The 16,072-nt window shown below is 47.7% G+C and carries 11 protein-coding genes; 8 read left to right on the forward strand and 3 right to left on the reverse strand.

Annotation, left to right across the window (positions count from 1 at the left end; translation table 11 throughout):
- Positions 1-2: 2 nt before the first annotated feature.
- The 3 genes from FH968_RS14755 (at position 3) to FH968_RS14765 (ending at position 3,745) form a co-directional block, all read left to right on the forward strand.
- Positions 3-326: a YdbL family protein gene (locus tag FH968_RS14755; protein ID WP_139880714.1), complete on the forward strand. Its 324-nt coding sequence runs from the start codon at positions 3-5 to the stop codon at positions 324-326.
- Between the two features lie 542 nt (positions 327-868).
- Positions 869-2,254: a diaminobutyrate--2-oxoglutarate transaminase gene (locus tag FH968_RS14760; protein WP_139880716.1), complete on the forward strand. Its 1,386-nt coding sequence runs from the start codon at positions 869-871 to the stop codon at positions 2,252-2,254.
- Positions 2,255-2,272: 18 nt separating this feature from the next.
- Positions 2,273-3,745, forward strand: coding sequence for an aspartate aminotransferase family protein (locus tag FH968_RS14765; protein WP_139880718.1), 1,473 nt, complete (start codon positions 2,273-2,275; stop codon positions 3,743-3,745).
- A gap of 309 nt (positions 3,746-4,054) precedes the next feature.
- On the opposite strand, the gene azoR is transcribed toward FH968_RS14765, so the two are convergent.
- Complete coding sequence (gene azoR / locus FH968_RS14770; protein ID WP_139880720.1) at positions 4,055-4,660, reverse strand: FMN-dependent NADH-azoreductase; 606 nt, start codon at positions 4,658-4,660, stop codon at positions 4,055-4,057.
- Positions 4,661-4,866: 206 nt separating this feature from the next.
- Here azoR and hrpA point away from each other — a divergent pair, with 206 nt between their 5' ends.
- Positions 4,867-8,766, forward strand: a complete 3,900-nt coding sequence (gene hrpA / locus FH968_RS14775; RefSeq protein ID WP_139880723.1) for an ATP-dependent RNA helicase HrpA — start codon at positions 4,867-4,869, stop codon at positions 8,764-8,766.
- A 173-nt stretch (positions 8,767-8,939) separates the two neighbouring features.
- Positions 8,940-9,704 (forward strand): SDR family oxidoreductase, encoded by a 765-nt coding sequence (locus tag FH968_RS14780; protein WP_139880725.1) that lies wholly within the window; start codon positions 8,940-8,942, stop codon positions 9,702-9,704.
- Here the strand turns inward: FH968_RS14780 and FH968_RS14785 are convergent.
- A complete protein-coding gene (locus FH968_RS14785; protein WP_139880729.1) occupies positions 9,701-10,360 on the reverse strand; it encodes an O-methyltransferase in 660 nt (219 codons plus the stop codon). The two genes, FH968_RS14780 and FH968_RS14785, sit on opposite strands and share 4 nt — an antisense overlap.
- 56 nt (positions 10,361-10,416) lie before the next feature.
- Positions 10,417-11,646: a peptidase T gene (gene pepT / locus FH968_RS14790; RefSeq protein WP_139880733.1), complete on the reverse strand. Its 1,230-nt coding sequence runs from the start codon at positions 11,644-11,646 to the stop codon at positions 10,417-10,419.
- A gap of 125 nt (positions 11,647-11,771) precedes the next feature.
- On the opposite strand from pepT, the gene FH968_RS14795 reads away from it, so the two are divergent.
- The 3 genes from FH968_RS14795 to FH968_RS14805 all read left to right on the forward strand — a co-directional run bounded on the left by FH968_RS14795 (position 11,772) and on the right by FH968_RS14805 (position 14,966).
- Positions 11,772-13,376, forward strand: coding sequence for an ABC transporter substrate-binding protein (locus FH968_RS14795; RefSeq protein ID WP_189389140.1), 1,605 nt, complete (start codon positions 11,772-11,774; stop codon positions 13,374-13,376).
- A gap of 331 nt (positions 13,377-13,707) precedes the next feature.
- Positions 13,708-14,502 carry a winged helix-turn-helix domain-containing protein gene (locus tag FH968_RS14800; RefSeq protein ID WP_139880736.1) on the forward strand — a complete coding sequence of 265 codons (795 nt, stop codon included), beginning with the start codon at positions 13,708-13,710 and terminating at the stop codon, positions 14,500-14,502.
- On the forward strand, positions 14,499-14,966 hold the full coding sequence (locus FH968_RS14805; RefSeq protein ID WP_139880740.1) for a hypothetical protein: 468 nt from the start codon (positions 14,499-14,501) through the stop codon (positions 14,964-14,966). Before FH968_RS14800 ends, FH968_RS14805 begins: the two co-directional genes overlap by 4 nt.
- The last annotated feature ends 1,106 nt before the right edge of the window (positions 14,967-16,072 follow it).

Raw genomic sequence — 16,072 nt, forward strand, 5'->3', positions numbered from 1 at the left:
TCATGAAAAATATCGTGAAAGGTGTTTTACTGGCGAGTTTAATGTTTAGCCAACCTTTAATGGCATTGACGCTAACCGAAGCACGCCAGCAAGGGCGTGTAGGGGAAACATTAAGTGGTTACATTGCGCCAATCAAACAAGACCAGGAAACACTGGCCTTGGTGAAAAGCATTAACGAAGCGCGCGCTGAAAATTATCAGAAGCTGGCTGACAGCAACAATATCTCGGCGGATCAAGTTGCTGAACTTGCCGGGCGGAAACTGGTGGCACGGGCACCGGCAGGTGAATATGTGCGCGGACTTAACGGCCAGTGGATGAAGAAGTAATTCAACTCATCATCCTAAGAACTAGATGTTTGTTATGTTTACGTATTATTAATGTGCGTTGACATAACATTTAAAATAGAAGGTTATTTCTCAGCCATTCAATTCAAACAATGACAGCGTTTAGTTTTTATTCTATTAAAGCCTTTCCTCTTATAATTTTTAAGGGATTATTTCTCTTCAGAATGATCTGCCCACTAAAAATTGTGTTTATCTGTGTCTTAACGCACAAAAATGCTTGTTTGTGCCACACCTCGCTCGCGTAAAAGATGCTGATTTACGCTTCAAAATGGCTAATTTGCAATTTTTATATCTTCACAAATGAAAATTTTCAGCATTTACGGCTGATTGGTGGATAACGCTATGATTTTCATATAATAAATACAAGATAAAAACATTAAGACAACATAGTGACGTGAGTAAAATAAAATATTGAGTAGAGAGAGAAAAGAACCTATATTGGCGGCGTTTTTTACACAGTGCTCAGTTTTTCTACATTCATTACATCAACTGCTAATAAACGATCTAGCGGTTGTGGGAGAGATATGATGACGGATAAAGTCCGTATTGACAGTTTAGGTGCTAATTCATTAAATGGTAGCAATGAAACATATTTAGCCAGACAGGCTGAATTTGAATCGAATGTTCGCAGTTATCCACGCAAATTGCCGTTAGCAATTGCGAAGGCCAATGGCGTCTGGATCACCGATGTTGAGAATAATCAATATCTTGATTGCCTGGCTGGTGCCGGTACGCTTGCACTTGGACATAACCATCCTGACGTGCTGCAAAGCATCCAAAATGTCATTACCAGCGGCTTGCCGTTACATACACTGGATCTGACAACCCCGTTGAAAGATCAGTTCTCCGAATATCTTCTCTCTTTATTACCTGGACAGGGTAAAGAGTATTGCCTGCAGTTTACTGGCCCATCCGGTGCGGATGCGGTAGAAGCTGCGCTGAAACTGGCTAAAAAAGTGACCGGCCGTGCAGGTATCATCAGCTTCTCCGGCGGTTATCACGGCATGACTCATGGCGCGCTTTCAGTAACAGGTAACCTGTCACCGAAAGAAGCGGTTGATGGCATGATGCCTGAAGTCCAGTTTATGCCTTACCCACATCAGTACCGCTGCCCGCTGGGTATTGGCGGTGAAGCTGGCGTTAAAGCATTAACCTATTACTTCGAAAATCTGATCAACGACGTTGAGAGTGGCGTGCGTAAACCTGCTGCAGTCATTCTGGAAGCGGTTCAAGGTGAGGGCGGTGTTAACCCGGCTCCTGCTGAGTGGTTGCAGCGCATTCGCAAAGTGACTCAGGAACACGGCATTCTGCTGATTATCGATGAAGTTCAGGCTGGTTTCTGCCGTACCGGTAAACTGTTTGCTTATGAACACGCGGGTATTGAGCCAGACATCATTGTTATGTCTAAAGCAGTTGGTGGCGGCTTACCACTGGCAGTCTTGGGTATTAAGAAAGAGTTCGATGCATGGTCACCAGGCCATCACACCGGAACTTTCCGTGGTAACCAACTGGCGATGGCAACCGGCCTGACAACGCTGAAGCATCTGACTGAAAACAAGATTGCTGACAAAGTTGCTGCGCAAGGCGAGTGGCTGAAAGGCAAACTGGCTGATTTGCAGAAACGTTACCCGGTCATCGGCCAGGTTCGTGGTCTGGGCTTAATGATTGGTATTGAGATTGTTAAACCGAACGAAGCTAAAGATCACATGGGTTGCTACCCAGCTGATGCTGAGCTGTCCGCATTGCTGCAGAAAAACTGCTTCAAAGCTGGGCTGATTCTGGAACGTGGTGGCCGTAATGGTTGCGTACTGCGTCTGTTGCCTTCGTTGCTTATCACCAACGATGAGCTGGCTATTTTCCTCGATAAGTTTGAGCAGGCGCTGTTAGCGGCTGGCATCAAACCTGTTTGAGTGGAGCGAATGACCACGATGTCTGAATTAAACCCAATTCTGGCAGGCTCAGCGCAAAGCACTGAAGCCTACCAGCAAGCGATTGCACAAAGCAGCGCGGCTGTCGTGCAATGGCTACAGCAACCTGAGATGTACCAGGGTAAATCCGTGGCTGAACTGCGTGAACGCATTCAACTGGATTTTAATCCTCAGGGCCTGGGCAACCAGGCTGCGATTGAACGAGCTATCGAATATTTTTTAAAAGACAGCCTGTCAGTGCACCACCCGCAGTGTGTCGCGCATCTTCATTGCCCAAGCCTGGTCGTAAGCCAGGCGGCGGAAGTGCTGATTAATGCCACCAACCAGAGCATGGATTCCTGGGATCAAAGCCCGTCTGCGACCATCATCGAGATGAAACTTATCGAATGGCTGCGTACTCAGGTGGGTTATCAGGCAGGTGACGCTGGCGTATTCACCAGCGGCGGCACCCAGAGCAACCTGATGGGGCTGATGTTGGCACGTGATGCTTTCTTCGCGCGTCAGGGTCACTCTATTCAGCAGGATGGTCTGATTGGCAACCTGAGAAAGATTAAAGTGTTCTGTTCTGAAAATGCCCACTTCTCGGTGCAAAAGAACATGGCACTGCTCGGTTTGGGCTATCAGTCAGTAACGCTTGTGAAAACCGATGAGTTTGCTCGTATGGATCTTAACGATCTTCGCGAGAAACTGGCGCAGGCGCAGGCTAATGGTGAGCAAGTCCTGGCGATTGTCGCAACTGCCGGTACTACCGATGCAGGTGCTATCGACCCGCTGCGTGAAATCGCAACACTGGCATCACAGCACCAGATTTGGGTGCATGTTGATGCAGCGTGGGGCGGTGCATTGCTGATGTCCGAAAAATATCGCGACTATCTGGACGGCATTGAATTAGTGGATTCCATCACCCTGGACTTCCACAAGCAATTCTTCCAGACCATCAGCTGTGGTGCGTTCTTGCTCAAAGAAGCACGCCACTATGAATTGATGCGTTACCAGGCGGCTTATCTGAACTCTGAGTTCGATGAAGAAGCAGGCGTGCCAAATCTGGTGTCTAAGTCTTTGCAGACTACTCGTCGTTTCGATGCGCTGAAACTGTGGATGGGCCTGGAAGCATTAGGGCAGAAACAATATGCTGCGATCATCGACCACGGTGTGACTCTGGCACAAGACGTTGCGCAGTATGTAACTGAACAACCGTCTATGGAACTGGTGATGGTGCCACAACTGGCAAGCGTTCTGTTCCGTTACCGTCCTGAGCAACTGGCAAACAGCAGTGATGCTGCTATCGCGTTGTTGAACCAGAAGATTGGTGATGCATTGCTGGATTCCGGTCGTGCCAACGTGGGTGTGACCGAGCACAACGGTGTTACGTGTCTGAAACTGACGTTGCTGAACCCGACCGTTACGCTGGATGATATTAAAGTCCTGCTTGATCTGGTTGAGACTACCGCACAGCCGTTGCTGGTAAACTAAGTTAAAACATAAAGGGGCGAGTTTAAATCGCCCCTTTTATTTCTCATTAAAAAACCACTTAATATAGTTTGTTTCTTGAATGTATTATTCAAATAATATTTTCCGCAATTATTTCCCCTCGCGCTATAAATGACAACTCACAGCTGTAATCAGCTGTCCTGCCTTCCCGCTACGAACACGATAAGGTGAAGAGAGGGCTCTTTTGCGGCAGACGATAAATCAGCTCCGTTCCCTGAAGTGAGCCTTGATATAACAATAAAAAACGGCAAACAAATGTTTGCCGTTTTGAATACTAAATTGAAGTGATAATTAAGCAGTAACGAGGCTATCAATCGCCGCTTTTGCGTCAGTCTGCGCTTTACCTGCCACTTCTGGGCCGTAAGCGATACCTTCAGCAAACACGTAGTTCACATCGGTAATACCAATGAAACCAAGGAACAGGTTCAGATACGGTACCAGCAGGTCGGTTGGGGTATCTTTATGGATGCCACCACGGCTGGTCAGAACCACAGCACGTTTACCGGTAATCAGGCCTTCTGGGCCTTTCTCTGTGTAACGGAAGGTCACACCCGCACGCGCAACCAGGTCGAAATAGTTCTTCAACTGTGTTGGAATGTTGAAGTTGTACATTGGTGCGGTGATAACGATAACGTCATGTGCTTTCAGTTCAGCAATCAGTTCGTCAGAAAGTGCCAGCGCTTCTTGCTGACGCGGAGACAGTGCCGCATCACTTGGACGCAGTGCGCCAACCAGTTCACCATCCAGTACTGGGATTGGGTTTGCCGCCAGATCACGTACGGTTATCTCATCTGCACTATGCTGTTCACGCCATTGCTCAACAAAATAGTCAGACAGTTGATTTGACTGAGAGTAACCTGCCAGGATGCTGGACTTCAGGACTAATACTTTGCTCATGGGTGATTCCTTTGTTTTGTTCATTCGGACAGATTGCCCGTTCGCTGAGATGTACTTTATTCACAATCCGATTGCAGAGATAGCGCAATATATCGAACCCAATGTTCGATTTTATTGAACAAGGCGTCAAAAGGTGCGATGTGCTAATCTAGCGCTAATTGATAAAACAGACTTACCAGGCAGTGCGCTGCCGTGATGATTACGTAATGGAAAATATAAAACCCTCACTGTCCTCATTATTCTCTCGTCTCGATGGGCTAATGCTACGCGACAGACAACGCCTTTCACGCCGCTTGCATGGCGCTAAGAAGGTGAAAAATCCTGAATCGCAACAGGCCGTGTTTGATGCGCTGGCTGTGGAAATCGAAGCGGCTGCCGGTAAGGTTCTGCTGCGCGAAGCGTCACGCCCGAAGATAACTTATCCAGAAATCCTGCCTGTTAGTCAGAAAAAACAGGACATTCTCGAAGCCATTCGTGACCACCAGGTGGTTATCGTTGCCGGGGAAACGGGCTCGGGTAAAACCACGCAGCTACCCAAAATCTGCATGGAACTTGGGCGCGGTATAAAAGGTTTGATTGGCCATACACAGCCTCGTCGTTTAGCGGCGCGAACTGTCGCCAACCGTATTGCGGAAGAACTACAAACCGAGCCGGGCGGTTGTGTTGGCTATAAGGTGCGTTTTACTGATCACGTCAGTGAAAATACCATGGTCAAACTGATGACTGACGGCATCTTGCTGGCTGAAATTCAGCAAGACCGACTATTGATGCAGTACGACACCATCATCATCGATGAAGCGCACGAACGCAGCCTGAACATTGATTTTCTGCTTGGCTATTTGCGTGAACTGCTGCCGCGTCGCCCAGACCTTAAAATTATTATCACGTCTGCAACCATTGACCCGGAACGTTTCTCGCGCCATTTCAATAATGCGCCGATTATCGAAGTTTCAGGCCGAACTTATCCGGTGGAAGTGCGTTATCGCCCGATGGTAGAAGATGCCGATGATACTGACCGCGACCAGTTGCAGGCGATTTTCGATGCGGTAGATGAACTCGGCCATGAAAGTGCCGGAGACATCCTTATTTTCATGAGTGGTGAGCGCGAAATTCGAGACACCGCTGATGCACTGAACAAACTGAATTTGCCGCACACCGAAGTGCTGCCGTTGTATGCACGCTTGTCTAATAGCGAGCAAAACCGCGTATTCCAGTCACACGTTGGACGGCGCATCGTGCTGGCCACTAACGTGGCTGAAACCTCGCTGACTGTGCCAGGCATTAAATACGTTATCGATCCAGGTACTGCGCGTATCAGCCGATATAGTTATCGCACCAAAGTGCAGCGGTTGCCGATTGAACCGGTTTCACAGGCTTCCGCAAATCAGCGTAAAGGCCGTTGTGGGCGTGTCTCTGACGGGATTTGTATTCGTCTTTATTCCGAAGACGATTTCCTGTCGCGCCCAGAATTTACCGACCCAGAAATTCTGCGTACCAACCTTGCTTCCGTTATTTTGCAGATGACGGCGCTTGGTCTTGGCGATATCGCCGCGTTCCCCTTCGTCGAAGCACCGGACAAACGCAATATTCAGGATGGCGTGCGCCTGCTTGAAGAACTTGGCGCAATTACCAGCGAAGCCGATCTTAGCGTGTATAAGCTCACGCCGCTTGGCCGCCAGCTTTCACAACTACCTGTTGATCCCCGTCTGGCGCGTATGGTGCTGGAAGCGCAGAAATTTGGCTGCGTGAGGGAAGTGATGATTATCACCGCAGGCCTGTCGATTCAGGACCCGCGCGAGCGCCCGATGGACAAACAGCAGGCGTCGGATGAAAAACATCGTCGTTTCCATGACAAAGAGTCTGACTTCCTTGCCTACGTCAATTTGTGGAATTACCTCGGTGAACAGCAAAAAGAGCTGTCCTCAAACCAGTTCCGCCGCCAGTGTAAACTCGATTATCTGAACTACCTGCGCGTGCGCGAATGGCAGGATATCTACACTCAGTTGCGCCAGGTGGTAAAAGAACTTGGTTTGCCAATTAATAGCGAACCGGCGGACTTCCGCTCAGTTCACTGCGCATTACTGACGGGTTTGCTTTCGCACATTGGCCAGAAAGATGCTGATAAACAAGAATATACCGGTGCGCGTAACGCGCGTTTTTCTATCTTCCCAGGATCCGGTTTATTTAAGAAACCACCAAAATGGGCGATGGTTGCCGAACTGGTAGAAACCAGTCGTCTATGGGGACGTATTGCTGCGCGTATTGACCCTGAATGGGTTGAGCCATTGGCGCAACACCTGATTAAACGCTCGTACAGCGAGCCGCACTGGGAAAAATCACAAGGTGCGGTGATGGCGACGGAAAAAGTCACACTCTACGGTTTGCCGATTGTGGCAGCCCGTAGTGTGAACTACAGCCAGATAGACCCGGCGCTGTGTCGTGAGCTGTTTATTCGCCATGCGTTGGTTGAAGGGGACTGGCAAACGCGCCATGCGTTCTTCCGTGACAACCTTAAACTACGCAATGAAATCGAAGAGCTTGAGCATAAGTCCCGTCGCCGCGACATTCTGGTGGATGACGAAACATTGTTTGAGTTTTACGACCAACGTATCGCTCACGATGTAATTTCTGCGCGTCACTTCGATAACTGGTGGAAAAAGGCCAGCAAAGAGACGCCGGATCTGCTCAATTTCGAAAAGAGCATGTTGATCAAAGAGGGCGCGGAACAGGTCAGCAAGCTCGACTATCCGAACTTCTGGCATCAGGGCAACCTCAAACTGCGTTTGACCTACCAGTTTGAACCGGGTGCGGACGCCGATGGTGTCACGGTGCATATTCCGTTGCCACTGCTAAACCAGGTGGAAGAGGCCGGTTTTGAGTGGCAAATCCCCGGTGTGCGCCGTGAACTGGTGATTGCTCTAATTAAGTCTCTACCGAAACCGGTGCGCCGCAACTTTGTGCCTGCCCCGAACTATGCCGAAGCATTTTTAGGTCGTGCGACGCCGCTGGAATTGCCGCTGCTGGAGAGTTTAGAGCGTGAATTTCGCCGAATGTCAGGTATCACTATCGATCGCGAAGACTGGCATTGGGATCAGGTACCCGATCACCTGAAAATGACATTCCGCATTGTTGATGAGCACAACAAAAAACTCAAAGAGGGCAAAGACCTCACCGAGCTCAAAGGTGGCCTTAAAGATAAGGTCCAGCAAACGCTCTCGGCGGTGGCGGATGACGGCATCGAACAAAGCGGTCTGCATATCTGGAGCTTTGGATCGTTGCCGGAAAGCTACGAGCAAAAACGTGGCAACTACCGCATGAAGGCCTTCCCGGCGCTGGTGGATGAAAAAGAGAGCGTGGCTATCAAGCTGTTTGATAACCCGCTGGAACAGCAACAGGCGATGTGGCGTGGTTTGCGCCGTTTGTTACTGCTCAATATCCCATCACCCATTAAGTATCTGCATGAAAAATTGCCGAACAAAGCCAAACTGGGTCTGTACTTTAACCCGTATGGCAAGGTGCTGGATTTGATTGATGACTGTATTTCCTGCGGCGTGGATAAGCTGATTGCTCAGGCCGGTGGCCCGGTGTGGAGTGAGGAAGGCTTTGCCAAACTGCATGAGAAAGTGCGAGCAGAACTCAACGAAACCGTGGTGGATATTGCAAAGCAGGTCGAACAAATTCTGACGACCGTTTTCAGTATCAACAAACGTCTGAAAGGGCGCGTGGACATGACGATGGCATTAGGTATGTCGGATGTGAAAGCGCAATTGAGCGGGCTGGTGTATCGCGGTTTTGTCACTGGCAACGGGTACAAACGCCTTGGCGATACGCTACGTTATCTGCAAGCTATTGAGAAGCGCCTCGAGAAAATGGCGGTCGACCCGCACCGCGACCGTGTGCAAATGATGAAAGTGGAGCATGTACAGCAGTCCTGGCAACAGTGGCTCAACAAGCTACCGCCAGCTCGTCGGGTTGATGATGATGTACTCGAAATTCGTTGGATGATTGAAGAGCTGCGCGTCAGTTTCTTTGCCCAGCAACTGGGTACGCCGTATCCAATTTCAGATAAGCGTATTTTGCAGGCAATGGAAGCCATCACGGGGTAAAACTGCCTGATGAATAAAAACCAGAAAGCTCGAAGGCGGGCTTTGTGGTTATTCAAATAAGGCACAATAACAACGTTATTCTCTACGCCGTTGGGCGCAATTATGCAGTATCCAGCCATTCGTACCATACTCCTGATGCGGTCAATTTGTGACCGCTTCACTGGGGTTTTCTCATGAAACGTTTAGCCGATAAAGTTGCCATTGTTACCGGAGCCAGTTCTGGCATCGGGTATGTCACCGCGAAACTGTTTGCTGCCGAAGGGGCGAAAGTGGTGGTAGGCGCCCGACGAGAAGCCGAACTTGCTCAATTAGTTGATGAAATTAAGGCTGCGGGTGGGGATGCCGTCGCGGTTACCGGTGATGTGCGCGAAGAATCCTACGCCAAAGCGCTGGTGGCAAAAGCGGTAGAAACGTGGGGGCGGCTGGATATTGCGTTTAACAATGCAGGCACACTTGGTGAGAACGGCCCAAGCACTGAAGTCTCTGCGGAAGGTTTTGCTAATGCGGTGGCTATCAATTTGACGGGCTCATTTCTCGGTGCCAAACACCAGATTGCTGAAATGCTCAAACACGGTGGTGGGTCGGTTATCTTTACTTCAACTTTTGTGGGATACAGTTTTGCGTTTCCGCAGGTTGCCTCTTACGCCGCCAGTAAAGCAGGGCTGATTGGTCTGACGCAGGCGCTAGCCTCCGAATTTGGTCCGCAGAATATCCGTGTTAATTCAATTTTGCCAGGAGCAGTTGATACCGATATGTACCGGGATATGAATAACACCGCCGAGTCGCAAGCTTTTATTACCGGGCTGCATGCTCTAAAACGTGTGGCACATCCGGAAGAAATAGCGCGAGCGGTGCTTTGGCTCGCATCTGATGAATCGTCATTTGTGACCGGCACCGCCTCACTAGTGGACGGTGGTGCGTCAATCAACGGGGTTTAGTCTTTTACGCGAGCAATCGAAAAACCATCCCAGCCTTTACTGCCCACCGTTTGCAATGCGGTGGCAGTAAGGCGTGGGTTGTTGCCAGTCATCTCGATAAACGCTCGCGTTCCCTGCACACCGGGATCGTTGTTGGCAGGATCAGTTACGCGACCATTTCGCACCACATTGTCACCAATAATCAGTGTGCCAGGGCGTGAATATTTTAATGCCCACTCCAGATAAATCGGGTTTGAAGGTTTATCGGCATCAATGAAAACCATATCGAAGGGTGCAATTCCTGCGAGAAGTGGCAGGGTTTCGACCGCTGGGCCAACGTGCAATTCGATAATCGCTTCAAGGCCAGCAAGTTTGATATTTTTCTTTGCGACGTCGGCATGATATGGGTCAGCCTCAAGTGTCACTAGCTTGCCGTCAGTAGGCAAGGCACGCGCCATCCATACGGAGCTGTAACCCCCTAATGTCCCAATCTCAAGAATGCGTTTAGCCTGGGCAATCTGCACAAGCAACTGGAGAAACTGTCCTTGGTTGGGCGCTACATCGATGGCGGGAAGCCCGGCGGCACTATTATTAGCGAGGATTTTTTCAAAAATACTATCGTCGGGGATTAGGGCGTTCACAAGATACTCATCTACAGCAGACCATTGTTGTTGCATCTCTTAAATCCTCGCGTTTTACGGGTAAATGCCGCAGCGAATACCCGCAATATTTATTATTTAGCGGCCAACAGACACAGTTTCAATGCCACGTTATACGACGCCTCAAACGCCCTTAGCGGTAAAAATTCAAACTTAGAATGGAAGTTATGCGCGCCAGTGAAGAAATTAGGCGTTAATAAGCCTTTTGCAGAAAGAGCCGCGCCGTCGGTACCCCCGCGCATAGGAATGATCTTGGGTTCAATATCCAACTCTTTCATAGCGTCGAAAATCAAATCAATGGCTCGACGATCGTCTTTGATTGCATTACTGATATTACTGTAGGTATCGGTAATTGAAATATCCACTTTCGCGGCAGGGTATTTAGCGGCAATTGTAGCTGCGACATCGCAAATTAGCTGTTTACGCTGCTCAAACGTTTGCGTATCAAAATCGCGAATATTAGCTTTCAGGATCGCTTCATTTTGCGTTGTGTGCATCCCGTTAAACCAGATATAGCCCTCGCGGCCTTCGGTATTTTCTGGTGTTTGGCTTCGGTCAAAATGGCTGATGAAATCGTGAGCCATCAACAGTGGATTTACCAACACGCCTTTGGCTGACATTGGGTGCGCTGTTACACCAGTAAAACGAATTTCAGCGTGGGCGGCATTAAAGTTTTCATAAACGACTTCGCCTAATTCACAACAGTCGATAGTCCAGGCGAAATCAACGTTAAAGCGCGCAAGATCCAGCGCTTTTGCACCACACAGGCCAATTTCTTCATCGGGAACAAAGGCCACGACAATATCGCCGTGTTTCATATCAGGCGTTAGATTTTCCAGCAACGTCATCACTACCGTAACGGCAGATTTATTATCAGCACCCAACACACTGGTTCCATCACTAAAAATAATATCTTCGTTCGGATAGGCGAGAATTTCCGGGTGTTCAGTGGTGCGCAACCAGATATCTTTTTTCTGATTAAGGCACAAATCCTCGCCAGTAAAGCGCAAAATTTGCGGGTGAATATCGGGTGAAAGACCCACATCAACAGTATCAATATGCGTGATAAACCCAACGCGTGGCGCACCGGTAACATTACCTTTTTTGACCGCAGTGACGGTGGCATGCTCGTCGATAACCACGTCATCCAAACCCAGTTCACGCAGTTCGTGCGCCAGTAATTTCGCCATCTCATGCTGGCCTGGGGTGCTTGGTAAAGTAGCGGCACCGGCCAGGCTTTGGCTGGTAATGGCCAGATAGCGGAAAAAGCGTTGCGTTAATTGAGTGGCTAGTTGTGATGACATCGACATTCCTTCTTGTGGAATCTGTTGGATATATTTATTTGTTTGCAATTATCATTTAATGTTATTTATTAAGCTGCTTAATACAAGAATTATTCTGGGTAAAAATTATAAATAAAAGGGCAGGCATGAAAACTTCTATCACAACAAAAACCACAAAACTTGCATTGATAATAGCTGCACTGACAGTCAGTTCCACTGTCGCGGCTAAAACTTTAGTTTATTGTTCCGAGGGTTCGCCGGAAAACTTTAACCCGCAGTTATATACGTCCGGAACCAGTGTGGATGCTAGTGCTGTGCCAGTATATAACCGTTTGGTTGATTTCAAAGTGGGCACAACCGAGTTGCAGCCTAGCCTGGCGGAAAGCTGGGACGTTAGTGAAGATGGCAAGGTTTATACCTTCCATTTGCGCAAAGGGGTTAAATTCCAGAGCAACAAATATTTTAAACCAACACGTGATTTTACCGCTGATGATGTTATTTTCTCATTTATGCGGCAAAAAGATCCAAAGCACCCTTATCATAATGTTTCCAGCGGAAACTATTCCAATTTTGAAAGCCTTGAGTTCGGGAAGTTAATAACCGCGATTGATAAAATTGACGATAATACGGTCCGCTTCACATTAGCCCACGCCGAAGCGCCATTTATTGCCGACCTCGGTTGGTATTTTGCTTCAATTCTTTCTGCTGAATATGCCGATGCGATGCTCAAGGCGGGAACGCCTGAACGCGTTGATATGGACCCGATTGGCACCGGCCCATTCCGTCTGGCGCAGTATCAAAAAGACTCGCGCATTTTGTTTACCGCTTTCCCGGAGTATTGGCAGGGGAAAGCAAAAATCGACAAGTTAGTATTCTCCATCACCCCGGATGCCTCCGTGCGTTACGCAAAACTTGAGAAAAACGAATGCCAGGTGATGCCATTCCCGAATCCTGCGGATTTGCCGCGAATGAAAGAAAACGCCGACATTAATTTGATGCGAAAAGCAGGGCTGAACACTGGCTTTCTGGCGTTTAACACCCAAAAAGCGCCACTGGATAATGTAAAAGTTCGCCAGGCGCTGGCAATGGCAATCAATAAGCCTGCCATTATTGAAGCGGTGTTCCGTGGCACGGGAACAGCGGCTAAAAACTTGTTACCACCGGGAATATGGAGCGCTGACGATACACTTAAAGATTACGAATATGACCCAGAGAAAGCCAAAGCGTTGCTTAAAGAGGCGGGCTTTGCCGATGGCATGACTATCGACCTGTGGGCGATGCCGGTTCAGCGCCCTTATAACCCTAATGCCAAACGCATGGCTGAGATGATTCAGGCTGACTGGGCGAAAATTGGCGTGACGGCAAAAGTCGTGACTTACGAATGGGGCGAATATTTAAAACGCGTAAAAAGCGGTGAACATCAGGCGGCATTGATGGGGTGGACGACAGCAACCGGCGACCCGGATAACTTCTTTGGCCCGCTATTTACCTGCCGTGCAGCAGATGGCGGTTCTAACTCGGCGAAATGGTGCTATCAACCGTTTGATAAGCTGATTTTGGATGCCCGTACTTCAAGCGATCACGAAAAACGCGTGGCGTTATATAAAGAAGCACAGCAGATGATGCATGACCAAATGCCGGCGGTGATGATTGCTCACTCGACGATATTTGAACCGGTGCGCAAAGAAGTCTCTGGCTACGAAATCGATCCGTTTGGTAAGCATATTTTCTATCAGGTAGACACAAAGTAGATAGATGAATGGATCGTGTAGGGGGGATTAGCGTAAGCGACATCCACCAAAATTTGACGTGATATTGTCGGATGTCGCTGCGCTAATCCGACCTACGAAGAGGTTTGTTATCATCGTTAAGCGGGTGCAATGTGCACCCGCTTTTTTTCGTATTTCTTATCTGATAAGCAGATAGATTGGCGTGACGCTGCCTGTGTCATTTGGCACTCAGAGCATTAAACGACGGTGAGCCACCACAGAACTGCATTATTGCTGGCGTTTTAGCGTATTCTCCACAACAAGATATAATCATAAAATCACCAGCGTCAGTTACTTTGAGGTCGTCAAGTGTATGGTTCAACTCTATCTAATCAACAAATATATTGAGTTCTGGCCGTTAGAACATCGCCTCTCTCATCGCGAAAATGCGCTCTTGAGTCACAAACTTAACGCACCTGTGAGCCGCTGCCTGCAATTATTGCTGGAAAAACGCCCTGAACTTGTGATGCAAAAAGATTTCTATCAGTACGTCTGGGGGGAACAGGGAGTGGGGGTATCCATTAATGCGCTGTATCAGAATATCACTCTGCTGCGTAAAGGGTTGCGTTCGCTCGATTCACAATTGGATGCAGCTATTATAACCGTCCCTAAAAAGGGGTTTAAATGGGATGAGCGGATTAGCGTGGAAAGTTTTAGTGAAAATGAGATTCAGCTTGTTCCCGAACCTCCACTTATTCTTGCCACCGCTGAAAATAAAATTCCTGTATCTGTGGTAAGTCATCCTTCCTTCAAATATTTTTCGACGGCTAATCTTGCTGTATTCACGGGCGTTATCATCACCGCATGCATTATCTCTATCAGCCAGGTCGGGTTTCCTTCATTGTACGATAACTATTTTAAGGATTACACGGTTAAAACGAATGCTGGTGGATGCAGTTACTTTAGTGTCAATCAAATGGGTGTGGAGGTGATGGTGAATAATTTAAAAAACGAAAACCTCCCTGATTGCCAGGCATTTCCTTATCGCTACCTTACATTTGATCAACCGCATTCACCCAATTCGTTGATTGTTTGCGACCGACCAATGCAATCCAATCCCCACCCTACATGCACAGCTTATATTCAGTATGGGAGTTCGACACCGTGAAGACCTTATTACGTAGAGGGGTAATGCTTTCCACCCTGGTGGCGGTATGTTGTTTTGGGTTGCTGATAGCGATTAACTATAATAAAACGCATTTTACTTGTAACGGCAATATTGTTATCCATGGGAATAACGTTCTCCTGAAAGCCAACGTGATGTACCATTTTCAAGGAGAAGAAGGTAATGCGAAGATTAACGGTGAAGTCGTTTATGGCAATAACCAGAGCACGAAATTAATTCAAGTCTTTTTATTTGATTTCACCCGGCATGGTAATACTTATTATCTTAAAGGAACAGGAGCAACACCTGCGCTGGGGAATATGACTGATTTTGAGCAGCTCAAAAAAGTGATGAACTATAATTTCCTTAGCCAGGGGAGCGAGATGCCTTATACCATTATCTCAATGGGCCATCAGGTGTACACCATTAGCAATGGTGACCTTCCTTTAATGTACTGCTCCCGCTAATTTGTATACGCCAACTCTCGCTCTTATCTGTAGCCCTCTCTTCAACAGGTTGGTCAGCGGGTCCTTAGTTGTTTATCTTCCTGAAAGGGCATTCAGCGAGATGTCTGATGCCCTGGGTTGCCCCCAATTGCCCAGGCTTGGGTAAATTGCAGGCCAAAAAACCTGATTCAGGTTTTTTTTTCATTTAATGCCACGAATTTACTTCAGTCTGCGGGGGAAAACGTCGTGGTATTACCAGGTCTGTCGCAGGCACACTGAGAAAGATAAAAACTTTAACTAACAGTAAATTATCTTTCACGTTTACTCTTCGTTTACTCCCGAACAGCAGGCAAGGTACTGAACCCTGGTGCGACAAGAATTATCTTAGTTAAAATCAGATTCTGATTACACTCCTTTAACTTTAAGCCAAAAATAAAAGACCTTATTCTGTGTCTCAGCAACGTAGTACCTGTTGATACGCCAGATAGGATGTGAGGTTTCCCGGTTTATGGCATAACCCATACCCATCAGGAAAATGTGTCAGCATTGTTAAATGGTGGCGGTACCCTTATAAACAGTAAGTGGATTGTTCTGTCGACCCTGAAAATTCGATACTTATATTTTGATGAATTGATGGCGCGGCATGGCTGAGAGTTACCCTGTGTTTTAGATTGTTATTCATATTGTTTATGCTTGTTTTTGTGACTTTATAAGATATATATGCTTTATTTGTTTGTTTAAATAGATGAATAATCCAACATAAACTGATGTTGCATACTTTATGTCTTTTACGTTTAAATGCGCATCACAACCAGAGGTGACTCCGAATCCCCAACAGTTAACCGCCTGCATACTGGAAGACATGAAGAGAGAGCAGGATGTCGATAGAGACACTTTTGAGTCAAGAAAAGGAGCTTTTTGGCTATATCATCGGTGATGTACAGATAGATATAACTAGCAGGAGGCTTATCAGGTTGAGCACACCGCGACAGCGGGCAATATCAGTACAGGTGATGACATTAAGGGTAACCATGATGCGACTACTTGAGTATTTACTGACGCACGGGCAAAACCGAATAATACTTAACGATGAAATACTGTCCCATGTCTGGGATAAAAATAAACTG

Source organism: Buttiauxella sp. B2 (assembly GCF_006376615.1).
GTDB lineage: Bacteria > Pseudomonadota > Gammaproteobacteria > Enterobacterales > Enterobacteriaceae > Buttiauxella.

Bases quoted from the DNA above. Each gene is read 5' to 3' on its own strand.
- FH968_RS14765 (WP_139880718.1), top strand. From the start codon at position 2,273: ATGTCTGAATTAAACCCAATTCTGGCAGGCTCAGCGCAAAGCACTGAA.
- FH968_RS14780 (WP_139880725.1), top strand. From the start codon at position 8,940: ATGAAACGTTTAGCCGATAAAGTTGCCATTGTTACCGGAGCCAGTTCT.
- pepT (WP_139880733.1), bottom strand. From the start codon at position 11,646: ATGTCATCACAACTAGCCACTCAATTAACGCAACGCTTTTTCCGCTAT.
- FH968_RS14800 (WP_139880736.1), top strand. From the start codon at position 13,708: ATGGTTCAACTCTATCTAATCAACAAATATATTGAGTTCTGGCCGTTA.
- azoR (WP_139880720.1), bottom strand. From the start codon at position 4,660: ATGAGCAAAGTATTAGTCCTGAAGTCCAGCATCCTGGCAGGTTACTCT.
- FH968_RS14785 (WP_139880729.1), bottom strand. From the start codon at position 10,360: ATGCAACAACAATGGTCTGCTGTAGATGAGTATCTTGTGAACGCCCTA.
- FH968_RS14760 (WP_139880716.1), top strand. From the start codon at position 869: ATGATGACGGATAAAGTCCGTATTGACAGTTTAGGTGCTAATTCATTA.
- hrpA (WP_139880723.1), top strand. From the start codon at position 4,867: ATGGAAAATATAAAACCCTCACTGTCCTCATTATTCTCTCGTCTCGAT.
- FH968_RS14755 (WP_139880714.1), top strand. From the start codon at position 3: ATGAAAAATATCGTGAAAGGTGTTTTACTGGCGAGTTTAATGTTTAGC.
- FH968_RS14795 (WP_189389140.1), top strand. From the start codon at position 11,772: ATGAAAACTTCTATCACAACAAAAACCACAAAACTTGCATTGATAATA.